The organism is Paenibacillus kyungheensis (assembly GCF_028606985.1).
GTDB classification, from domain to species: Bacteria; Bacillota; Bacilli; order Paenibacillales; family Paenibacillaceae; genus Saccharibacillus; species Saccharibacillus kyungheensis.
Genome location: NZ_CP117416.1, coordinates 1 through 23,990, shown reverse-complemented (window position 1 = coordinate 23,990; position 23,990 = coordinate 1). Strand labels below are relative to the sequence as shown.

The 23,990-nt window shown below is 41.2% G+C and carries 17 protein-coding genes and 3 rRNA genes; 1 reads left to right on the top strand and 19 read right to left on the bottom strand.

What is annotated here, in order from left to right; all coding sequences use genetic code 11:
- Nucleotides 1-85: 85 nt before the first annotated feature.
- The 9 genes from rsmI to PQ456_RS00060 form a co-directional block, all read right to left on the bottom strand.
- On the bottom strand, nt 86-997 hold the full coding sequence (gene rsmI / locus PQ456_RS00100; RefSeq protein ID WP_273614312.1) for a 16S rRNA (cytidine(1402)-2'-O)-methyltransferase: 912 nt from the start codon (nt 995-997) through the stop codon (nt 86-88).
- The gene (locus PQ456_RS00095) at nt 994-1,746 is read right to left on the bottom strand and encodes a tRNA1(Val) (adenine(37)-N6)-methyltransferase (RefSeq protein ID WP_273614311.1); all 753 of its coding nucleotides are present in this window, start codon (nt 1,744-1,746) and stop codon (nt 994-996) included. Before PQ456_RS00095 ends, rsmI begins: the two co-directional genes overlap by 4 nt.
- A gap of 106 nt (nt 1,747-1,852) precedes the next feature.
- Entirely contained in the window at nt 1,853-2,224 is a 372-nt protein-coding gene (yabA, locus tag PQ456_RS00090; RefSeq protein ID WP_204827289.1) for a DNA replication initiation control protein YabA, read from the bottom strand.
- Nucleotides 2,225-2,255: 31 nt separating this feature from the next.
- Nucleotides 2,256-3,056 carry a PSP1 domain-containing protein gene (locus PQ456_RS00085; protein ID WP_069326058.1) on the bottom strand — a complete coding sequence of 267 codons (801 nt, stop codon included), beginning with the start codon at nt 3,054-3,056 and terminating at the stop codon, nt 2,256-2,258.
- 171 nt (nt 3,057-3,227) lie between these two features.
- Nucleotides 3,228-4,202 carry a DNA polymerase III subunit delta' gene (holB, locus tag PQ456_RS00080; RefSeq protein ID WP_273614310.1) on the bottom strand — a complete coding sequence of 325 codons (975 nt, stop codon included), beginning with the start codon at nt 4,200-4,202 and terminating at the stop codon, nt 3,228-3,230.
- Between the two features lie 48 nt (nt 4,203-4,250).
- A complete protein-coding gene (locus PQ456_RS00075) occupies nt 4,251-4,694 on the bottom strand; it encodes a YaaR family protein (protein ID WP_273614309.1) in 444 nt (147 codons plus the stop codon).
- A gap of 346 nt (nt 4,695-5,040) precedes the next feature.
- A complete protein-coding gene (locus tag PQ456_RS00070) occupies nt 5,041-5,370 on the bottom strand; it encodes a cyclic-di-AMP receptor (RefSeq protein ID WP_069326055.1) in 330 nt (109 codons plus the stop codon).
- Between the two features lie 139 nt (nt 5,371-5,509).
- On the bottom strand, nt 5,510-6,163 hold the full coding sequence (gene tmk / locus PQ456_RS00065) for a dTMP kinase (protein ID WP_273614308.1): 654 nt from the start codon (nt 6,161-6,163) through the stop codon (nt 5,510-5,512).
- Nucleotides 6,164-6,203: 40 nt separating this feature from the next.
- Nucleotides 6,204-7,790: an aminotransferase class I/II-fold pyridoxal phosphate-dependent enzyme gene (locus PQ456_RS00060; RefSeq protein WP_273614307.1), complete on the bottom strand. Its 1,587-nt coding sequence runs from the start codon at nt 7,788-7,790 to the stop codon at nt 6,204-6,206.
- Nucleotides 7,791-8,053: 263 nt separating this feature from the next.
- On the opposite strand from PQ456_RS00060, the gene PQ456_RS00055 reads away from it, so the two are divergent.
- A complete protein-coding gene (locus PQ456_RS00055) occupies nt 8,054-8,578 on the top strand; it encodes a hypothetical protein (protein WP_273614306.1) in 525 nt (174 codons plus the stop codon).
- Nucleotides 8,579-9,095: 517 nt separating this feature from the next.
- Here the strand turns inward: PQ456_RS00055 and PQ456_RS00050 are convergent.
- The 10 genes from PQ456_RS00050 to yaaA all read right to left on the bottom strand — a co-directional run bounded on the left by PQ456_RS00050 (nt 9,096) and on the right by yaaA (nt 23,903).
- Nucleotides 9,096-9,524 carry a hypothetical protein gene (locus PQ456_RS00050; RefSeq protein ID WP_273614305.1) on the bottom strand — a complete coding sequence of 143 codons (429 nt, stop codon included), beginning with the start codon at nt 9,522-9,524 and terminating at the stop codon, nt 9,096-9,098.
- A 1,136-nt stretch (nt 9,525-10,660) separates the two neighbouring features.
- Nucleotides 10,661-10,777, bottom strand: a 5S ribosomal RNA gene (rrf, locus tag PQ456_RS00045).
- 62 nt (nt 10,778-10,839) lie between these two features.
- A 23S ribosomal RNA gene (locus PQ456_RS00040) occupies nt 10,840-13,762 on the bottom strand.
- A gap of 280 nt (nt 13,763-14,042) precedes the next feature.
- Nucleotides 14,043-15,595 (bottom strand): 16S ribosomal RNA (locus tag PQ456_RS00035).
- The 16S, 23S and 5S rRNA genes sit together here, the layout of an rRNA operon.
- A 499-nt stretch (nt 15,596-16,094) precedes the next feature.
- Complete coding sequence (locus PQ456_RS00030) at nt 16,095-17,201, bottom strand: HD-GYP domain-containing protein (RefSeq protein ID WP_273614304.1); 1,107 nt, start codon at nt 17,199-17,201, stop codon at nt 16,095-16,097.
- A gap of 251 nt (nt 17,202-17,452) precedes the next feature.
- The gene (gene gyrA, locus PQ456_RS00025; RefSeq protein ID WP_273614303.1) at nt 17,453-20,002 is read right to left on the bottom strand and encodes a DNA gyrase subunit A; all 2,550 of its coding nucleotides are present in this window, start codon (nt 20,000-20,002) and stop codon (nt 17,453-17,455) included.
- A 314-nt stretch (nt 20,003-20,316) separates the two neighbouring features.
- Complete coding sequence (gene gyrB / locus PQ456_RS00020; protein WP_273614302.1) at nt 20,317-22,236, bottom strand: DNA topoisomerase (ATP-hydrolyzing) subunit B; 1,920 nt, start codon at nt 22,234-22,236, stop codon at nt 20,317-20,319.
- A gap of 51 nt (nt 22,237-22,287) precedes the next feature.
- Nucleotides 22,288-22,539 carry an extracellular matrix regulator RemB gene (remB, locus tag PQ456_RS00015; RefSeq protein WP_069326373.1) on the bottom strand — a complete coding sequence of 84 codons (252 nt, stop codon included), beginning with the start codon at nt 22,537-22,539 and terminating at the stop codon, nt 22,288-22,290.
- Between the two features lie 15 nt (nt 22,540-22,554).
- Complete coding sequence (recF, locus tag PQ456_RS00010; RefSeq protein WP_273614301.1) at nt 22,555-23,667, bottom strand: DNA replication/repair protein RecF; 1,113 nt, start codon at nt 23,665-23,667, stop codon at nt 22,555-22,557.
- 17 nt (nt 23,668-23,684) lie between these two features.
- The gene (yaaA, locus tag PQ456_RS00005) at nt 23,685-23,903 is read right to left on the bottom strand and encodes a S4 domain-containing protein YaaA (protein ID WP_204825738.1); all 219 of its coding nucleotides are present in this window, start codon (nt 23,901-23,903) and stop codon (nt 23,685-23,687) included.
- Between the last annotated feature and the right edge of the window lie 87 nt (nt 23,904-23,990).

Genomic DNA, 23,990 nt, shown 5'->3' with positions numbered 1-23,990 from the left:
GTGAAAAAATAATAGATATAACGAGTTTCTTCTATTATAAATATAGACTCTAAAATCAGTTATTAAGAAAGCATTTTTAGACGGTTTATTCTTGTTCATCTAAAAGAACTTGATACACATCACGTTTAGAGATTTCGCGGTCTTTCGCTGTTTTTTTCATAGCATCTTTACGTGAAATGTTTTCTTTATTTTCGTAGTGCATCACATGTTCTTCGATACTCATCTGCTGCCACCATTCACTTGCTTCTGCTTTGGCTTCAGTTAACGATTGCCCTTCAATAACAACGCAATATTCGCCGATAGGTGGATGAGTTTCTAACCACTCTAGTGCTTCTTCAACACTGCCTCGTGTCCACTCTTCATGACGCTTCGTTAGCTCACGTGCTAATACGATATTACGATTTCCGAGATGATGTGCAATCGCCAGTAATGTTTTGATAATGCGATGCGGAGATTCATATAATAGTAATGTACCTGCTCCATGCTTAACACTACCTAGTACTTCTTCTTGACCTTTGCTGTCTCTTGGCAAAAATCCTACAAATGTAAACCGATCTGTCGATAATCCAGAAGCAATCAAAGCAGATAAAGCCGCATTTGCCCCAGGAATAGGCACAACCGCAATTTGCTGTTCTAATGCCAGCTTCACCAATTCTTGCCCGGGATCCGAAATAGCAGGCAATCCTGCATCGCTTACAAGTGCAAGACTACTTCCTTCTATAATAAGGCGGATTAATTCAGGGCCGCTCGCTTTTTTATTGTGCTCATGATAACTAAGTAATTTGCCTGGTGTAATATCAAAATGAGTCAATAATTTACGTGTCTGCCTTGTATCTTCAGCAGCAACGATATCGCATTCTTGCAGTGTACGTACAGCGCGATAAGTCATATCTTCCAAGTTACCAATCGGGGTAGCAACAAGATATAACGTCCCTGCTCCTTCGTGCAGAACAGCAGACTCCCCTTTGGCAAAGCTTTTTTGAATCTGTATGCTCATAGTGACTCCTTTAATCCGTAATAGACTGCTTTGAGATCTGTAGTATATTGCTCCTGTTCATCATATACGATAAGTGGCGGTAACATACGCATTTCAGGCTTTCCTCCACGTAATCCTTCAATCAATACCATATTGGCTTCCATATGTTGACGAGGATGTACAAATCGAATACGTTTTGGCTCTACTCCATATTGTCGCATCAAAATAATAATATCTGCTAAGCGATGAGGACGGTGAACCATCGACAGTTTACCACCGTTACGAAGCAGTTTGGCAGACGTACGAATCACATCTTCCAGCGTACATCCAATCTCATGTCTTGCCATAGCATGATGAATATTTAATTTCATATCACTTCCTGTTACAGGCGCATAAGGAGGATTTACTGTTACCGCATCATACGCTTCTCGTTCACCGACAAGTGGCATATCTTTAAGATCTTGTACTCGAATTTTGACTTGTTCTTCTAAGCCATTCATCGTCACACTACGCATTGCCATATCTGCCAGGCGTTCTTGTATTTCTACCCCTTCAATACTAGCATGGGTACGTGTCGACAACAAAATAGGAATGACTCCATTGCCTGTACATAGATCAATCACTTTACCACGCTTAGGAATACTTGCAAATCGTGCTAACAATACCGCATCCATCGAAAAGCTAAATACTTCTCGACTTTGAATAATTTTAAGATTATACGTGAGCAGATCATCAATACGCTCATCTGCCAGAAGTGGTTGTTCGTTCATGGTATTTCCTTTCTGATCTTGCTTTCTTTAGAAATGATCCTGCGCTTTTACATCGATACTATATAAAAACCGCGGCATGTTGCTGTCCGCGGTTTGGATAATGATACTATTCAGATTTATTCAAAAAAGAAAGGCAGAACAAGCAATCGCCTTCTGTACGCAAATGTCCATAATACACATTACAGATATGGAAGCCTTCGTGATAAATACGTGCCAGATTATCATAACCTTCTCCAACTACTTCTAGATCAGGTAAGTCTGAATACAATTTAGAAGAGTACGTTCCTACCGATTTAGGTTCGATAACAGGAACTTCTTTTTTCAGAACACGACGCAATTGTTCATTTTCAGTACTTAGACGTTGATTTTCTTCTAACAGCTCTTTCACAGCTTGCTTCATTTTACCCATATCGCCATGCATATGATCCATCTTTGTTTCCAATTCGTGAATGTGTGTAAAAAGATTTTTCTTCTCCAAGTTCCCACCTCAAAAGCAGCCTTGATCGGGTTTACTTCACGACCACGTCATCCAATGGCAGTTCTTTGACTTTACTGATATCAAAGATCTGAACATGTACAGTACGCGAACCGGCATTGATACCGACCACTTTACCATCGCCTAGCGAAGTGACGACAAATTTACCGATAGCCGGAAGTTCTTCCTTCACGCTCTCATAATTATCATGCTCGAATTTAAGACAACACATTAGACGTCCACACAATCCAGAAATCTTGGTCGGATTCAAGGACAAGCTTTGATCTTTAGCCATTTTGATTGATACTGGCTCAAAATCGCCTAACCAGGAAGAACAGCATAGAATACGTCCACAAGGGCCTATACCGCCTAGCATTTTAGCTTCATCACGCACACCGATTTGACGTAATTCGATACGTGTACGGAAAATGCTTGCTAAATCTTTAACCAGTTCTCGAAAATCGACTCGCCCTTCTGCTGTAAAATAGAAAATGATTTTATTGCGATCAAATGTAAATTCTACATCGACAAGTTTCATTTTCAGCTCATGCTCTCTGATTTTGTTTAAACAGGTCGTAAAAGCATTTTTAGCTGCGATCCGATTTTCTTCTACCACTTGAGCATCATGATCTTCTGCAATCCGAATCACTTTTTTCAAAGGAAGAACGACATCCGACTCATTTACCTCTTTTTTGCCAATCACTACTTTACCATATTCAATCCCACGTGCAGTTTCTACAATAACGTGTTGTTCACTTTCGACTGGAAAGTCTAACGGATCGAAATAATATATTTTACCCGCTTTTTTAAAGCGGACTCCTACTACACTATACAAAAGATAAGCCCCCTCATTTGCCAATACCGTTTTTCAACTCTACGGCAAAAATTCCGATCTGAAGAATTACTTCTTGTGTTCACCTGACATGACGTATTCAAAAAGTGTGCGTTGTTAAGCTTGTGCGCTCCGCATGATGTTATACACCGTCCGGTCTGTGATGAAGCTCCTTCAACCGCTAACGCCTATAAGAAATTGCTCCATGCATAACTGTGGATTCACATGAGAACGAAGCATTTTCTTACACTCTGCAGCAAGCGACATACAAGATATCCAATGCTGCATATCACGAGTGGTAGCCACTTTGGAGAGAGACTCTAACTGATCTATAAAAACGATACTCTCGTGCCTTCCAATCTGGATATGAATCATATCCTTAAACCATAAGTGGAAAAGATCAAATACAGGCTCAATATGATCTCCAAGTCCGCCTTTAAACAGCTTTTGCTGAGCAGTAATAAGGCTCATACTCCCTCTACCTGCGGATTCCTTCCCTAATTGTAACATTACGTTTCTGATTTCTGCAAACCAATTCTCTGCTAGCAATTCTCGGCATTCATCTAGATCAGACGCAATATGAACAACACATCGTACTAAAGGCATTGGAAATCCTTCATCTCCTAAGATTTGAGCCATTTTCTGAGGATCAGGTGGCGTAAATACTATAGGTTGTGTACGAGAACGAATCGTAGGTAGTACTGACTGTGCATTTTCTGTTAAAAGGATAGCCACCGCTGGTGCTGGTGGTTCTTCTAAAAATTTTAACAGACTATTAGACGCTTGTATCGTCATTTTATCTGCATCTTTAATAATATATATTTTACGGTTTCCCGATTCTGAACGATACGAAAAAATCCGCTGAATATCGCGGATTTGCTCAATTTTAATCGAAGCGCCATCCGGCTCGATCACATGAAAATCAGGATGATTTCCATTTTTCATTTTACGACATTGTATACATTCTCCACAGGCTTCATCACCTTTATGAATACATACCAAAGCTTGAGCAAAGCTGTTAGCCATTTTCATTTGTCCGCTACCTGCTGGGCCGCTAAACAAATACGCATGAGAAATCTTTTGACTACGCAGACCGTTCTGTAACATCTGCTTGGCAATATCTTGCCCGATAATTTCTTGAAAAGACATGGTGCCTCCTTACTGAACCACACACTTCAACACATCTATTTTACTTTCTTAATATAGAAAATTAATCAGCATACCGCGAATTTCGCCCATCCGCTGCAATAATTCTATTCTTCCTTCTTCACTTTGAAGCAATTCTTCAGCCATACTTAGCAACATGGAATCGACTTCATCTAACAATTTATACTTTTTGCCCCGACCCCGACGATCAAAGCTTTGTGTTTCTTTCACTTTAACACCGCGACGAACCGTATCTTCCAAAAAGCGTTTTACTAACATTTGATACGATTTGAGTTCGCGTAGTGTCATTGATTTCGCAAGCCGGTCACCCTGCATTTGAATTTCTTTAAATTGACGTTGGATATCATCATGTGTTGCTTGAGCACCATGATTATGAAGAACATCTGAAAAGTTCCGTTGTTGTACAACTTTATTAGGAGTATCCGATACGATAGGATTACTTTTTAATGGAGGATAACCGGGGTTGATTTTCATTATTCTCTTCCTTTCTTTGCTGGCATTAGACTTCTAGCTGTAAAGTCCAGACTTCCTTTATACATGCTTGGTTTTGTATATATCAATTAGCAGTTGCTAAACAGAGTCGTTATTAATTAGTATCGTTCAAATGTTACGATTTGCGAATAGTAAAATGAAAAAACTTCAATTTTTACGTATTAGCTTGTCGAACGATAACCGATTTGTAGCAGATAATAAAGACGGACCGGTTCTCAATAACGTAACCGATCCTCTGTTTATTTCTTAATTATACTCTTTATTATTCTATTATGTTTGAAGATATAACGATTTTTGCGTATTTTTTGAAATAAAATCAAAAACTTTTTTAGAAATGCTCAAAGCGTTCAACAGGCATAACGAATACAGTAGCGCCACCCACCTGTACTTCTACTGGCAATGGAAGATACGAATCGGTTGTACCGCTCATCGGAGTTACCGGTGTAACCAGTTGCTCACGAATTTTACAACTATTACGAATGACTTCCATAACAGCTTCGATCTGACTATCATCAACACCAATCATAAATGTTGTATTTCCAGCACGTAGAAATCCACCCGTACTCGCTAGTTTGGTAGCCCGAAAATTAGCTTTTACCAATTCGCCTGATAGACGGTTACTATCTTTATCTTGCACGATCGCAATAATCAGTTTCATTATAATAGCCCTCCTTTTACAGATCTGTAAGGCACCTAGCCCTGTTTAGTTTATTCGACATCTATACGGATAATACCTCTATTTACTCTTTATTCATATTGTAACCGACTGCCCCAAATCAGAAGCATATTCCTTATTGTTATACACGGTAAGCTTGAATCAACTGATCCAATACCTGCTTAATATCGCCAAAAACACTGTGCTCATCCTGTTCACCATTGATCATTACAAACTGCTCTGCATGTTGCTCGGACAGTTCCATATATCCTTTATGTACCCGATGATGAAATTCCAGCGTCTCCAGATCAAGCCGGTTGACTTCACGTTCACCTGATTTGGACATAATCCGCTCTAATCCTACTTCTGGCTTCACATCGATATAGATATTCATATCCGCCCAGTACTGCTGACCATCTACATCAATAGCCAATTGATTAATATCCAGTACAGCTTTACCCAGTTCACGTCCATATCCTTGATAAGCCAAAGAAGACATTACATACCGATCACAGATAACGATTCGTCCATCATTTAAGGCAGGAATCACTTTCTGAATTAAATGTTCTCTTCTAGCACTAGCGTATAGCAGACACTCGGTTAGACCACTCATATCATTATCTACATTCAAAATCACTTCACGAATCTGTTCAGAAACAGAGATTCCTCCCGGTTCACGAGTTGATAAAAAATCTATCCCTTGTTCGTTCAAGTAATGTTTAATATGTTCAAGCTGACTTGTTTTACCACTACCATCCATACCTTCTAACACAATAAATAAACCTTTTGACTTCATTCTTATTCCTGCTTTCTGTAGACTACTTCGCGGTAGACCTCTATTGATAGACACGCAATGTATTTAATGTAGCATCAGCAGTGCCTTGTATTTTATGACCATGTGTTCGTAACGTTAATAGTCTAGCATACACAGATGGATGGATCGTTTCTCCTGCATACAAAATCGGAATGCCTGGTGGGTAAGGAATCACCATTTCTGCACATATTCGTCCTTCTGCTTGTTCTAGAGCAATAACTTCTATCTTGTCTTCATCAATCGGTGTCATTGTAAATAAGATAGGCTCAGATATAGTCGATAAATTGGGATCTAGATACACTTTCTGTTCTCTCTGCTCTGCATCATTATCATTTGTGACCTCAGAACAGTCTGTAAGCTCTAATAGGGTAGAAATAGTATCTTGATCTATATCATTTGTATCACCTATCACAATAGATTGCAGGGGTTCTTGAGCAATCTTTGCCAGAGCTTCTAACAGACAATAACTATCGTCTAATGTCGAACCCATACTAAATACCAATACAACATATCGATCATCACTCATCTCAGGCACACATCCATAATACTCTAACCGTTCTTGCAAGACTTCGCCAGATAAATAACCGTCCCGATCGTAGATCACCACTTTAAAAGGATCTTGTGTATAATATTCCTCGGAGCACGATAAATAACCAAATCTTTGATGATGCGCTAATTCATCAATAAAAGTATCTCTAGCTTGTAACCCTGTAGCAAAGACTTGTTCTCCATAACAATCTAATATATAACGACTCAGGTCTAAAGAAGCCATTAACGGATACGAAGGGCTTGAACTCTGAATCATAGTTAAACGCTGCTTTAATAAAGAACGAGTAAGCAAATCACCCTGTACATGTAACATAGCACTCATCGTCATCGACGATAACATTTTGTGAGTGGATTGCACCACACCATCTGCACCGGCATTGAGTGCACTAATAGGAAAACGCTGATGATGACCATAATGTGCTCCATGCGCTTCATCTACCAACAGTGGTATCTCATACCGATGACAAGTAGTAGCAATATCACTCAAGTCTTTCCCCATGCCGTAATAATTAGGAGACGAAAGAAAAACAGCTCTAGCAGTAGGATATTGTGTAAGAGCTGCTTCTATATTTTCAATACTAGGAATTACAGCCAAACCACTTGTTTGATCTATCTCTGGCGTTAAAAAGACTGCTTTCGCTCCTGCCATCATCAATCCGTTCAGAACAGACTTATGGACATTACGCTGTACAATAATGATATCACCAGGATGACTACATACTGTTAAAATAAGAGCTAAGTTACCAACTGTACTTCCACCTATAAGAAAATGACTTTCTTCAGCTCCAAAACATTGTGCTGCTAACTGTTGGGCTTCTTGAATAACTCCTTCAGGATGATGAAGGTCATCTGTACCACTAATTTCAGTAACATCCCATTGCAATACAGAATGGAACAAATCTGCCCCGGTCATTTGCTTGAGTACATCAGTATAGATCATCCCATTTTTGTGCCCTGGCACATGGAAGCTTTTCTGAGTAGAAGAAGCATAACGAGATAAAGCATCGTATAGAGGAGCTTTGCATTGTTTCGTTGTAGAAGGTATCCATTTATTGTTCATATTGTCATTCCTATAATATTTATTGTGTATTGTTCCCTATTCTTATTATAATCAAAATAACAGATATCGTCTCAACTTCGCTTCGATCTACAAAAAGACTTATAATTTAAGCTCGTGTATTTCAAAAGGTACATATTTGACCGATATAATGATAACAACCAGTCACTTCAATAAATAACGCTTATTACTAATGCTATCAAAAATAAACATTTCTATATTGTAATCTTAGTAGCAAATCATCACTAAAAGGAGGGGCGCATTGAATGGTAACAGAAGCTCAACAAAATGCAACATTTTATCAATACCAACTTATTAAAAAATGGCCAGTCACTAGAATGTGGAACTGGATTTATTTATTAGTACCTATTGTCACGTTAATGATTGAGCTTTATTACTTCTCATGGTCTAGTATTGGATTTTGGCTACTTTCTTTTCCTTTAGTGTTATGGATTCAATATGTGATTTCTCGCTCTGTATTGATCATGACTGTTAATCACTTACGTAAACGTTGGAAATTTCAAATCCAATTTCCATGGATCGGTTATTTACCAGATCAATTTATGGGCTATTCTACATTCCGCAGAGTGTTATTACATACAACGTGGATCGGATTTTGCTTTGCCGCTATTTTGTGTATGTGGCTTCCACTCGACTTCTCAATCTCTTTAGTCATGTGGCATATTTGGTTCTGCTTACCTCGTTTGATTATCTTACTTCGTTTATTCCGTAAACGTAAAGATGGCATTATTAAGTTGACAAAAGAAGAAGTATCTTATTATATTCAATAGCTTCAGCACTATACTCATTCTTTATTTATAGTACGTAGTCATGCTCAAAACAATACTCAATAGTGCTCAACAGTTCTCAACAATTATATTAGTTAAAGCTATAAGTAAAATGTTCCAGCCAAATATTCAATAAGCTAATACAGTATTAAGATTCGATTGCTGTAGCGATAGTGCATGAATAATAAAATCAAACTATTCTCTATTATAGTAGTTAGCATTATAGTCATTAGCTACCCACCATTATAGTAATTAGTAAGCATTGCTCTCTTTTTAACAACTAAGCTGTCTGCTATCTATATGGGGAAACCTAACTGGATTCATCTCCAGTTACTCACACTATTCCCAGCATTCATAGCTTAAAGGTCAGTAACAATGCTTAAAGATCAATAACAATTACACAGAATAAACATCAAAAAACGGTATCTTTTAACAAAGAGATACCGTTTTTTTGATGTTACTTTTTTATTTGTATTTTATAGCTTAGATAAAGCATACTCACTCTATTCATTTCGCCATATTACGGGTTAATAGTAGCTTCAGCAATAGGTGCTCTTGAACTTTTATCAGGTACAATGACAGTTAAGTAATTTTTCTGCAATACCAATTGTAACGTGCGATCCCCTTGAATAAATACAAAATTGGTATTACTTTCACCTATACTTTCCTGTTGTTGCTTCCAGCCCCAGTTTTTAATTTCTTGCATATATGCTTCTGGTAAAGTAGAAGATTCGATACCTGGTAACTCATAACGTACATAATTCATTTTACTATTATTAATAATGGTATCCATCTCTTTCACTTCTTCTGGAATAGGAAAGCTAGACTCTACAAAAGCACCTTGATAATGAGTCCAAGAAATATTAGATTGAGAACAACCTGCTAATATCCCTAAAAAAACGCCTACCCATAATACATTCCATATTCGATGTTTGCTTTTCCCCCACATCACATCGTCCCCCTAACTAAAACAATCATCCAGTATTATTGAAGTTATTTTTTACTCCATTAGACATTAATGAATATCTTCATTGGCAAGATGTATAATTATACATTATACATCTTTATGCAGTACGCAATTACGCCTTAATTATTTTTTAGACATTTTTAAATAATATATCAAAATAACTTTTTTTCGCTATCATGACCTTAGACCTATCTATTACTTGTCTCTATTATAACTGTTGTTTCAACAACTTCTGTAACAAAACAGTTACACTTCAACGAAATGAAGATACAAAATCTTATATATTCTCTCTATTATTGAGTAAATATTTGAGCGAAAGATGTATCTAAACATGTTTCTTAAGCCTACAATCAGGGCTAGTTTAAGATATGTAACACTCTATTGAAGCATTATTGAAGCTTATTTAAAGCTATTATGAAGCTATATCATAGCCTTTTATAATTATTTATTACTATTAATTACTGTGTTCTAACATCTTAACTCCAACTAATTGCTATTGATCGATTTAATTAAACTAAAAGCTTCTTAGTGCATACTTATATAGCGATACCAATCAACCGTTTCAAATATTGTACAAAAAATATGTATCAAAACTCTATGTATCCTTCTCCAACAACAGAAAGCGAATAAAAGTAAAAAGTATGAGAAAATGCAGGGCAAAAGATACCTAATAAAAGATACTCCAAAAACCTAAAGCAAAAGACCAGAGCACTTTACAATCTATGTATATGTACTATCAGGAGATCACAAACGGCAGTAGGGGAAGAGAAGGACAGCATTTAGGCAGAGCCGTATCAGTAGAGAGAAAAGAACACCACAGTACATAGAAATGAAGGAAAGTGAGAATGAGTAATGGGAAACGTTTCTTTAGAGGGACAAAGGGATAGACTACTCGAACACGACTCCAAAAAGGGTAGACAAACTCATCAGACCAGGCGATCCAGCCACCAGACTTTGCATATTCCTCGCCTACATCAACAGCAGTAAACCATCTATACCTACACCTTTCCCTCCATCCATTCACCAGACTTGTTCCCACACCATGGTTTCCATCCTTTTATACACAAAAAAAGAGCGACTCCTTCAATCAGGAATCACTCTTTTCGGTTTTGCGCGTTGCTTGGCAACGTCCTACTCTCCCAGGACCCTGCGGTCCAAGTACCATCGGCGCTGGAGGGCTTAACGGTCGTGTTCGGGATGGGTACGTGTGGAACCCCTCCGCCATCATTACCAAACGGGCAGGTGTGTTGCTCCCTGAAAACTGAATCCGAAAACGAAAACATCGCGTGTTAGCTTATTGGATAAGCCCTCGACCGATTAGTATTGGTCAGCTCCATGCCTTGCGGCACTTCCACCCCCAACCTATTGACCTCGTCGTCTACAAGGGGTCTTACATACTGGGAAATCTCATCTTGAGGGGGGCTTCACGCTTAGATGCTTTCAGCGCTTATCCCTTCCGCACGTAGCTACCCAGCGATGCTCCTGGCGGAACAACTGGTACACCAGCGGTGCGTCCATCCCGGTCCTCTCGTACTAAGGACAGCTCCTCTCAAATTTCCTACGCCCACGACAGATAGGGACCGAACTGTCTCACGACGTTCTGAACCCAGCTCGCGTACCGCTTTAATGGGCGAACAGCCCAACCCTTGGGACCTACTTCAGCCCCAGGATGCGATGAGCCGACATCGAGGTGCCAAACCTCCCCGTCGATGTGGACTCTTGGGGGAGATAAGCCTGTTATCCCCAGGGTAGCTTTTATCCGTTGAGCGATGGCCCTTCCATGCGGTACCACCGGATCACTAAGCCCGACTTTCGTCCCTGCTCGACGTGTCTGTCTCGCAGTCAAGCTCCCTTATGCCTTTACACTCTTCGAATGATTTCCAACCATTCTGAGGGAACCTTAGGGCGCCTCCGTTACACTTTAGGAGGCGACCGCCCCAGTCAAACTGCCCACCTGACACGGTCCCTGTACCGGATCACGGTACGAGGTTAGAACTCAAATGCGATCAGGGTGGTATCCCAACGGCGCCTCAACCGAAGCTTGCGCTCCGATGTCTACGGCTCCCACCTATCCTGTACAAATCGCACCCCAGTTCAATATCAAGTTGCAGTAAAGCTCCATGGGGTCTTTCCGTCTTGTCGCGGGTAACCTGCATCTTCACAGGTATTAAAATTTCACCGGATCTCTCGTTGAGACAGCGCCCAAATCGTTACGCCATTCGTGCGGGTCAGAATTTACCTGACAAGGAATTTCGCTACCTTAGGACCGTTATAGTTACGGCCGCCGTTTACTGGGGCTTCGGTTCATAGCTTCGCTTGCGCTAACCACTCCCCTTAACCTTCCAGCACCGGGCAGGCGTCAGCCCGTATACTTCGCCTTGCGGCTTCGCACAGACCTGTGTTTTTGCTAAACAGTCGCTTGGGCCTTTTCACTGCGGCCCCCTCGTGCTATTCACACTACCGGGGCACCCCTTCTCCCGAAGTTACGGGGTCATTTTGCCGAGTTCCTTAACGAGAGTTCTTCCGCGCGCCTTAGAATTCTCTTCTCACCCACCTGTGTCGGTTTACGGTACGGGCACCTGCTTCCTGGCTAGAGACTTTTCTTGGCAGTGTGAAATCATGACCTTCGCTACTCCAATTTTCGCTCCTCATCACAGCCTGGCCTTGCGGTATGCGGATTTGCCTACATACCAGCCTCACTGCTTGAACGGACATCCATCAGTCCGCGTCACTATCCTCCTGCGTCATCCCATTGCTCATAACGGCTTTCGGTGGTACAGGAATTTCAACCTGTTGTCCGTCGACTACGCCTTTCGGCCTCGCCTTAGGTCCCGACTTACCCTGAGAGGACGAGCCTTCCTCAGGAATCCTTGGGTTTTCGGCGGATCAGATTCTCACTGATCTTTTCGTTACTCATACCGGCATTCTCACTTGAATGAGGTCCAGCGCTCCTTGCGGTACACCTTCAATCTTCATTCAACGCTCCCCTACCCCTGATACAAAGTATCAAGCCATAGCTTCGGTGGTGTGTTTAGCCCCGTTACATTTTCGGCGCAAAGTCACTCGACCAGTGAGCTATTACGCACTCTTTCAATGGTGGCTGCTTCTAAGCCAACATCCTGGTTGTCTGTGCAACTTCACATCCTTTCCCACTTAACACACACTTGGGGACCTTAGCTGATGGTCTGGGCTGTTTCCCTTTCGACAATGGATCTTAGCACTCACTGTCTGACTCCCGGAATAAAGTCTGTGGCATTCGGAGTTTGACTGAACTTGGTAACCCTTGCGGGCCCCGCATCCAATCAGTGCTCTACCTCCACGACTCAACTTCCGAGGCTAGCCCTAAAGCTATTTCGGGGAGAACCAGCTATCTCCAGGTTCGATTGGAATTTCTCCGCTACCCCCACCTCATCCCCGCACTTTTCAACGTGCGTGGGTTCGGGCCTCCAGTACGTGTTACCGTACCTTCACCCTGGACAGGGGTAGATCACCTGGTTTCGGGTCTACGTCCACGTACTCAGTCGCCCTATTCAGACTCGCTTTCGCTGCGGCTCCGGCTTTTCACCTTAACCTTGCACGGGAACGTAACTCGCCGGTTCATTCTACAAAAGGCACGCCATCACCCAGTAATAGGGCTCTGACTTTTTGTAAGCACACGGTTTCAGGTTCTATTTCACTCCCCTTCCGGGGTCCTTTTCACCTTTCCCTCACGGTACTGCTTCACTATCGGTCGCTAGGGAGTATTTAGCCTTACCAGATGGTCCTGGCAGATTCATACGGGGTTTCACGTGCCCCGCACTACTCGGGATCCGTCTCGGAGAGAAGATGATTTTAGCTACAGGGCTTTCACCTTGTCTTGCGGGCCTTTCCAGACCTCTTCGCCTACCATCTTCCTTTGTAACTCCAAAGAGACGTCCCACAACCCCAACAAGCAAGCTCATTGGTTTGGGCTGTTCCGCGTTCGCTCGCCGCTACTGACGGAATCACTCTTGTTTTCTGTTCCTGAGGGTACTTAGATGTTTCAGTTCCCCTCGTCTGCCTCTGCACACCCTATGTATTCAGGTGTGAGTAACTGGAGATGAATCCAGTTAGGTTTCCCCATTCGGACATCCCCGGATCACAGCTTGCTTACAGCTCCCCGAGGCTTTATCGTTGTTCGCCACGTCCTTCATCGGCTCCTAGCGCCTAGGCATCCACCGTGTGCTCTTAGTAGCTTAACCTAAGTGTTTCTAAATCAATAGAAACGGTGTATTTCAATTTCTCGCCTACCACTGTTTGCACAGTCTGTAGAGAAGAAACATTCTAAAACGCGATGTTTCGTTTTCGGTATCCAGTTTTCAAGGATCAACAGTTTGAAAGAGGTTTACTCTTTCAAAACTGAACAACGAGTGAGTGGTGTCATTCAATGAATGACCACAGATCCACCGGAGTGTTCTGCGTTTGTCTTTCCCGAAAGAAAGACGTTCGAATGTTTCCGTTGCAGGAAACGATTCTCCATAGAAAGGAGGTGATCCAGCCGCACCTTCCGATACGGCTACCTTGTTACGACTTCACCCCAATCATCTACCCCACCTTCGGCGGCTGGCTCCTTGCGGTTACCCCACCGACTTCGGGTGTTGCAAACTCTCGTGGTGTGACGGGCGGTGTGTACAAGACCCGGGAACGTATTCACCGCGGCATGCTGATCCGCGATTACTAGCAATTCCGACTTCATGCAGGCGAGTTGCAGCCTGCAATCCGAACTGAGACCGGCTTTTAAGGATTGGCTCCATCTTGCGATATTGCTTCCCGTTGTACCGGCCATTGTAGTACGTGTGTAGCCCAAGTCATAAGGGGCATGATGATTTGACGTCATCCCCACCTTCCTCCGGTTTGTCACCGGCAGTCTGCTTAGAGTGCCCACCATAATGTGCTGGCAACTAAGCATAAGGGTTGCGCTCGTTGCGGGACTTAACCCAACATCTCACGACACGAGCTGACGACAACCATGCACCACCTGTCTCCTTTGTCCCGAAGGAAAGGACTATCTCTAGTCCGGTCAAAGGGATGTCAAGACTTGGTAAGGTTCTTCGCGTTGCTTCGAATTAAACCACATACTCCACTGCTTGTGCGGGTCCCCGTCAATTCCTTTGAGTTTCAGTCTTGCGACCGTACTCCCCAGGCGGAATGCTTAATGTGTTAACTTCGGCACCAAGGGTATCGAAACCCCTAACACCTAGCATTCATCGTTTACGGCGTGGACTACCAGGGTATCTAATCCTGTTTGCTCCCCACGCTTTCGCGCCTCAGCGTCAGTTACAGCCCAGAAAGTCGCCTTCGCCACTGGTGTTCCTCCACATCTCTACGCATTTCACCGCTACACGTGGAATTCCACTTTCCTCTTCTGTACTCAAGCTCTCCAGTTTCCAGTGCGACCCAAGGTTGAGCCTTGGGCTGTGACACCGGACTTAAAAAGCCGCCTGCGCGCGCTTTACGCCCAATAATTCCGGACAACGCTTGCCCCCTACGTATTACCGCGGCTGCTGGCACGTAGTTAGCCGGGGCTTTCTTCTCAGGTACCGTCACTCTGAGTGCAGTTACTCACTCAGACGTTCTTCCCTGGCAACAGAGCTTTACGATCCGAAAACCTTCATCACTCACGCGGCGTTGCTCCGTCAGACTTGCGTCCATTGCGGAAGATTCCCTACTGCTGCCTCCCGTAGGAGTCTGGGCCGTGTCTCAGTCCCAGTGTGGCCGATCACCCTCTCAGGTCGGCTACGCATCGTCGCCTTGGTGAGCCGTTACCTCACCAACTAGCTAATGCGCCGCAGGCCCATCCTCAAGTGACAGATTGCTCCGTCTTTCCAAATTCGTTCAGGCGAACAAATCATGTATTCGGTATTAGCTACCGTTTCCGGTAGTTGTCCCAAGCTTGAGGGCAGGTTGCCTACGTGTTACTCACCCGTCCGCCGCTAAGTATCAGAGAAGCAAGCTTCTCATCAACTCCGCTCGACTTGCATGTATTAGGCACGCCGCCAGCGTTCGTCCTGAGCCAGGATCAAACTCTCCATAAAGTGTTTGACTTGCTCAATTGAAACTGGCGAGAACCGAAGTTCTCTATTTTAAAGGTCGGCTAAGACCTTTGTTTACTCACTCGTTGTTCAGTTTTCAAAGATCAAACATTTCGTTTTTCGTTGTCAGTGTTTCTCGGTGACAACTTTTATATCATATCATGTTTTCAACCACTTGGCAAGCACTTTTTTTGAAGTGTTTTTTCAAGTTGTTTTCGTATGATGTGTTGCTTGTGTTGTCGTTCGTTCGTGACAACTTTTATAATATATCATGTATCGTATTGTGTAGTCAACACTTTTTTTAAGAATTTAATAATATGCTTTATAAGCTTGTATTTACTGGCTTTTGGCTTGTTATTTGATGATGTTTGTTATCTTTATTGAAATAGACAAAGGGTAGTTCGTTTGCTTTCTGAATTACAGCAAATGAACTACCCTCTATTTTAATGTATCTTCTATTAATAAGATATCTTTTATCTATTGTATATAGTATAGATGTTCTTTAATTTTTTTGTAGTGTTTCTTTTCTTTTAATAATCTCCTGGATAAATAGCTGACGATGTTCTATTAAGTTGTAGATGTTACCATCTACAGAAACAAGCGGACGAGTAGGGTGTGAACGATCAGAGAAAATGATCTCTCCTATTAGACCGTTACTTAAGCGAACCATTGTGCCATTATGAAACTGGGTTACTTTGCTAATAAAGGTGGTTACGATTTTGGGATCTAATTTGCCAAATGCTTCAGTATCGATCTGTTCCAATACCAGATAGGGCGATTGTGCCTGACTGTACGTTTTGGAAAGAGTCATTGCATGAAATATATCGGCGACTCCCACAATTTTGGCATAGATATGAATCTGATCAGCCTGTAGACGAAGTGGATACCCTGATCCATCTACTTTCTCATGATGTTGTAGTGCTGCTAAACGTACCCCTTCGCTAATGCCTTTAACATTTTTGAGGAGTTCGTAGCCGTACATCGTGTGTCTACGTATTTCTTCCACTTCTGATGATGTTAGTTTGGAAGGCTTTTGTAAAATATCCAAATCAATTTTGGCATTACCGATATCATGGAAAAGCCCTGCAAAAGCGACTTGCATTCCTTCATTAGCAGGAAGCCCTAACCATTTGGAAATTTTATAAGAAGTAAGACTGGTCAGCACTGCATTATGGTACCAGTAATCTTGCTTGTTCATGCCTTTTGGATAAAACGTTAATACATTATATTCTCTTGTATACTGTAACAGCTTTTCTAGCTGCCCGCGTAATTCTAAAACAGGGATTTCTGTTGCTGTCATATTCCGAAAAGCATTTTTAAGCAAAGTAATCATCTTTTCATAGTCTTTCTCAAACGATAACACTTTTTGTAATGCTTTGACTTTTGCTCCTATTTCATTGGTGGTATTGGATTCAGCAGGAGAAGCCTTCATTTCTTCTTTTGGTGTTTTACCATTATTAATTTCTTCTATTAAGAAAGCACGCAAAATTTCTATATCTTTGGGCATGACTGTTTTGCCTTTAGGAAAAAGCAAATTGCCTTGAGTTGTGAATACATCGTGCGTAATTCGTACGCCTGGTGTTACATCATCAATTAATATCGCTGGCATTGGATTAACCTCACTCTATTTAAGATACTAAAAACCTTTAGATCGCATTTTTCATTATTCGCTAGTTCTAAAAATTTATGTATAAAATAGGGACTAAAGACTTGATTACTTAGACTTATTATATGCGGTATTTGTCATTTCTTCAATCTAATTTAGTAAACTTCTTAACTATTTTTTAGTGGATAGATATAAAAAAAGAGAACTTTCTTTTTCAGAAAGTTCTCTTTTTATTTCGCCATATTTAAAACAGATTATTCTGCTTCTTCTGTATCATCGATAGCGATTTCTTGCTCAGTGTCTGGCTGCACAGTATCTTGCTCTTCTGTACTACCTATTGCATCTTCAGCAAATACTTCATCATCTGGTGACTCGTCTTCTTCGTTTTTGTCTGTACGACAGATCGTAGCTACAGAATCTTCATCACGAATATGAATCAGTTTGACACCCTGCGTATTACGTCCCATCGTAGAGATTCCTTCAATATCCATCCGAATCAATGTTCCGCTTGTTGTGATAATCATTAGGTCTTCTTCGTCTTTAACTACTTTCAGACCTGCTAACTTACCATTTTTATCGGTTACATTCATCGTTTTGATTCCTTTACCACCGCGTGTCTGAATACGGTAGTCAGAACCTGGTGTACGTTTACCGTAACCTTTCGATGTAACGATCAATACTTTCTGATCATCATCGACGATATCCATACCAATGACAGCATCGCCTTCATCGAGGGTAATACCTTTTACCCCTGTCGCACTACGTCCCATAGGGCGAACGTTGCCTTCAGAGAAGCGAATAGACATACCATAAGAAGTACCCATGATAATCTCTTGTTTGCCATCTGTTAATTTGACTTCAATCAGCTCATCATCTTCACGCATATTGATTGCGATCAAACCGCCTTTACGGATATTGGTGTAATCATCCAGACGTGTTTTTTTCACGACCCCTTGCTTAGTTGCAAAGAATAGATGTTGATCTCCTTCAAATTGTTCTACAGAAATGACTGCGTTAACCGATTCGCCTTGTTCAATCTGAATAAGGTTGATGACCGGTGTTCCACGCGCTGTACGTCCCAATTCAGGAATCTCATAGGCTTTGATGCGGTATACTTTACCTTTGTCTGTAAAGAATAGCAGATGGTTATGAGAGTTGGTTACAAATAGATGCTGCACAAAGTCAGTATCTTTCATATCCATCCCAATAACACCGCGTCCACCACGTTTTTGGCTACGGAATGTTGTAACTGGTGAGCGTTTGATATAACCGGTATGCGTTACTGTAACAATAACTTCTTCTTTCGGTATCAAATCTTCATCCAGAATACTTTCTTCGCCTACTGTGATTTCTGTACGGCGCTCATCACCAAAACGTTCTTTGATTTCATTAAGCTCTGTACTGATAATTTCAAGAACCAAATCTTCATTTGCCAAAATTTCGCGGTATTCAGCAATTTTGACTAACAATTCATTGTATTCGTTCTCGATTTTCTCACGTTCTAGTCCTGTTAAACGTTGTAAACGCATATCCATAATCGCTTGTGCCTGCTCTAGACTAAGAGAAAAACGCTCAATTAGACTTTCACGAGCAACATCGCTTGTATTGGAAGCACGAATCATACGGATAACTTCATCTAGATTATCTAAAGCTACACGCAAACCATCTAAAATATGAGCGCGCGCTTCTGCTTTTTTGAGATCATATTGTGTACGGCGACGAATAACTTCGATCTGATGTTGAATATAGTGATGTAGTACTTCACGTAAAGTTAGCAATTTAGGTTCATTGTTAACGATAGCTAGCATATTCACACCAAATGTAGATTGCATCGCTGTGTGTTTGTACAAATTATTTAGTACTACGCTTGGATTCACATCACGACGTAGTTCAATAACGACACGCATACCGTTACGGTCAGATTCATCACGTAGATCAGTAATGCCTTCGATTCTTTTCTCACGTACCAGTTCAGCAATTTTCTCTACTAAACGAGCTTTGTTGACTTGATAAGGTAATTCATTTACCACGATACGTGCTTTGTTGTTATTTTCCTCGATTGTTGCTTTGGCACGCATCGTTACCGATCCACGACCTGTTTGGTACGCTTGACGAATACCAGAGCGTCCTAAAATATAACCAGAGGTTGGAAAATCAGGCCCTTGAATATAATCCATCAGTTCCATAGAAGTAATCTCTGGATTCTGGATCATCGCTTGTACACCATCTATAACTTCGCCTAAATTATGCGGAGGAATATTGGTAGCCATACCTACAGCGATACCGGACACACCATTTACTAATAAGTTAGGATAGCGAGCTGGTAAAACGATAGGCTCTTTTTCTTCACCATCATAGTTAGGTGCAAAATCGATTGTTTCTTTGTTGATATCACGTAACATTTCCATAGCAATTTTAGACAAACGAGCTTCTGTGTAACGCATAGCTGCTGCCATATCGCCATCGATCGATCCAAAGTTACCATGACCATCCACTAACATATAACGCATAGAGAAATCTTGCGCCATCCGTACCATCGTTTCGTATACCGCAGAATCACCATGAGGGTGATACTTACCAATAACTTCACCAACGATTCTTGCTGATTTCTTATACGGTTTATCTGGAGCCATACCAAGCTCTGACATGGCAAATAATATACGCCGATGCACAGGTTTCAAACCGTCACGTACATCAGGCAAAGCCCGGCTTACAATGATGCTCATTGCATAATCCATAAAGGAATCACGCATTTCTACACCAATGTCCCGATCTTTAATTTGCGAAATCTTTTCTTCCGCCATGTTAAGCTTAACCTCCCTTATTGCAGCCTTCGTTTTGCTTGCACAAATGCTTGCTTATACAATGTATAAAATAAGTTTCTTGTCGCCAGAATATGGTTAAAAGTTTCTACTCTGTACTGTGTTGTCCGCTCTAGCTATGCTTACGACTACATCACTTTATTATACCATTTTTATTGGATAATGTCCTGTATTTCATCATGATTTTCAAAGCTTTTGTAAATATAGTGACTACAAAAATAAAAGAGCATCTGTATATAACAAGATGCTCTTTATCTACTGCATATTTATATCTTTAAATCGATAAATAGTAAGGATTATACATCAAGGTTGGTTACGTATTTAGCGTGTTCTTGAATAAAGTCACGACGCGGTTCTACGTTATCACCCATCAATGTATCAAAAATAGTATCTGCTAAAATCGCATCAGGAATACTTACTTGTAACATGATACGACTTTCAGGATCCATCGTTGTTTCCCAAAGTTGAGTTGCATTCATCTCACCCAAACCTTTGTAACGTTGAACATTGAATTTAGCATTTTCGCCAAAGCCAGCAATAATCGCATCGCGCTCTTTTTCAGAGTTAGCGTAGACTGCTGTTTTATTGCGTTCTACTTTAAATAAAGGCGGTTGTGCGATATAAATAAAGCCTGCTTCCAGTAGTTGACGCATATAGCGGTAAAAGAAAGTCAGTAACAGTGTACGAATATGAGCACCATCGACATCAGCATCAGTCATAATGATTACTTTGTGATAGCGTGCTTTGGAAAGATCAAATTCTTCACCGATACCTGTACCTAAAGCAGTAATGATTGCTCTAATCTCAGCATTACCTAGAATACGATCCAAACGTGCTTTTTCAACGTTTAGAATTTTACCACGTAAAGGCAAAATCGCTTGGAAGTGACGATCACGTCCTTGCTTCGCTGATCCACCAGCAGAGTCACCTTCGACAATGTACAATTCGCTGATCGAAGCATCTTTGGAAGAGCAATCTGCTAGTTTACCTGGCAATGCACTCACTTCTAGCACACTTTTACGGCGAGTTAACTCACGCGCTTTACGAGCAGCTTCACGTGCTCTAGACGCTTGTAAAGACTTTTCAAGTACACGACGAGCAACAGCAGGATTTTCGTTCATAAACTCTTGTAGTTTCTCTGAGAATAAAGATTCTACAATCCCACGAACTTCACTGTTTCCCAATTTTGTTTTGGTCTGTCCTTCGAATTGAGGTTCAGGAATTTTAACAGAAATGATCGCTGTTAATCCTTCACGAACATCTTCACCAGTTAGATTACCGTTGTTGTCTTTGAGCAATCCGTTACGACGAGCATAATCATTAATAATACGTGTTAGGGCACTTTTAAATCCAGATTCGTGTGTACCACCTTCATGCGTATTAATGTTATTAGCAAAAGAATAAATATTCTCAGCGTAGCTCTCGTTATATTGCAAAGCCACTTCAACTTGAATCATATCGCGTGAACCTTCAACATAGATCGGTTGTTCATTCAGTACTTCACGATTTTTGTTCAAATACTGAACATATTCGATAATACCGCCTTCGTATTTAAAGGTGTTGGTTACACCTGTGCGTTCATCTGTAATCGTCATTGCTATTCCTTTGTTCAGGAAAGCTAATTCACGAATTCTACCAAGCAATGTGTCGTAATCGAATATTGTTGTTTCTGTAAAGATTTCAGAGTCAGGCTTAAAGGTAACCGTTGTTCCTGTATCTTCATCTTCTCCCATTTGTCCGATCACTTTGATATCGTACTGAGGAGCTCCGCGCATATACTCTTGTTGATGAATTTGACCTTCCGTTTTGACAACGACTTTAACATGTTCAGAAAGTGCGTTAACAACAGAGATACCTACACCATGCAGACCGCCTGATACTTTGTATCCTCCACCACCGAATTTACCACCGGCATGAAGAACAGTCATAACAACTTCTAGTGCAGAACGTTGCGTTTTGGCTTCAATCCCTACAGGAATCCCACGTCCATTATCGACAACAGTTACACTATTGTTCTCATGAATAGTCACTTCAATGTGATCACAATGACCTGCAAGTGCTTCATCGATACTGTTATCTACGACTTCCCAAACCAAGTGATGAAGACCCTTAGAGCTTGTGGATCCAATGTACATACCCGGACGCTTGCGAACCGCTTCTAGTCCTTCAAGTACCTGTATCTGGCTCGCATCATAAGCCGGTTGATTCATAGACATGCGATTTTCACCTACTTCTATAATTTCAGGCAGCTATATCTACAACTGCGTTCATGCATTAACAAAAAAACTATTTGCTCGTTTTTTGAGCGTCGAGGAAGAAATAGGAGAGTAGTACACTTTGTTTTTCGTGACTACGATCGACTTGGGTTCTTCTTCACCAATCGATTCTACTTTTTTATTTTCAAGAGCATTATTTACAAATTGCTTAGAAATTTTGGAAGACTTTTCGATCGATATATCAAAAATCGCGACAAGCTCCGAGGAACGGATAATCTTCTCGCCGCCCAAGTGAATATACATAGTCTGTAGTCCTCCCTACTTCTCAACGTGTCCTTGATGGACATGGAAAATCTGAGCTTCTTTAAGACGCTCTGTATTTAAACTTTCGATTCCGGTTGCTGTAATAAATGTCTGTACTTTACCTTGAAAGGTTTCGATCAGTTGTGTCTGACGATAAGGATCCAGTTCAGATAAAACATCGTCTAGCAAAAGAATAGGGTATTCTCCAATTTCTTCACGTATCAATTCGATCTCTGCTAATTTCAATGACAGGGCGGTTGTACGCTGTTGTCCCTGAGAACCAAAAACAGCTGCTTCATTGCCATTGATATGAAAAGTTAGATCATCACGATGTGGACCTGCAAGTGTTGCTCCACGACGATATTCCTGTTCTTTCACTTGTGATAATTTTACCATAAATTGCTCAAATAAGACAGCTTCATCTTCCTCATCCGCAGTGCCAAACGAAGGGACATACGAAAGAATCAAATTCTCTTTGCCGCCAGTTATCCCCATGTGGATAGTTTCTGCCCAGCCTTGAAGCTTGTGGATAAACTGTTTTCGTTTTTTGATAATTTTGACGCCATGTTCGACTAACTGCTCATTCCAAATATCGAGCATTGTAGAATCTTTAGACCCTGCGCTCCATGCTTGTTTTAAATAATTGTTACGCTGGATTAAAATTTTCTGGTATTGCTGCAAATGGAAAAGATAGCTTGGTTGAACTTGACCAATCTCCATATCTAAAAAACGGCGACGTACTCCAGGAGATCCTTTAACAATTTCTAAATCTTCTGGTGCAAACATCACCGCATTGATCGTTCCTACAAATTCACTTAATTTACGTTGTTCCAGACCGTTGATTTTAGCACGTTTGCCTTTGTTCGTAAAGTTTAACTCTAATTTGACTTTACCGTATTTTTTTTCAGCTTCACACGTAATTCGAGCTTGTTCGGCATGAAAAGCAATCAGTTCTTTATCTTTATTGGTTCGATGAGATTTGGAAAGTGCCAAAACGAAAAGAGCTTCGATCAAATTTGTTTTACCTTGAGCATTTTGCCCGATAAACAAATTGACAGCAGCGAAGGAATCCAGGTGGAGATGATCATAATTGCGATAGTTTTGCAGACTGACTTCGTTAATAAACATGGATGAGGTCCTCCAGATTATTGTTCACTTTGTACTTTGTATGAGCCCTCTCCCTGCACCTGGACTTCATCCCCAGGGTACAATTTGCGTCCGCGACGTTCTTCTAATTCTCCGTTTACCTGTACCATTTGTTCTTGCAAAAGAGCTTTGGCACTACCGCCTGTGGATATACAACCTGCTAATTTTAAAAATTGATCAAGCTTAATATATTCTGTGGATATTGTGATATGTTCCATGAGAAAAGTATCGTCCTTTCGTAGAGCAAAATAGGTGATGGATATGAATAGCCAGGTATTTATCAACGGTTCTCATGATTGGTAACA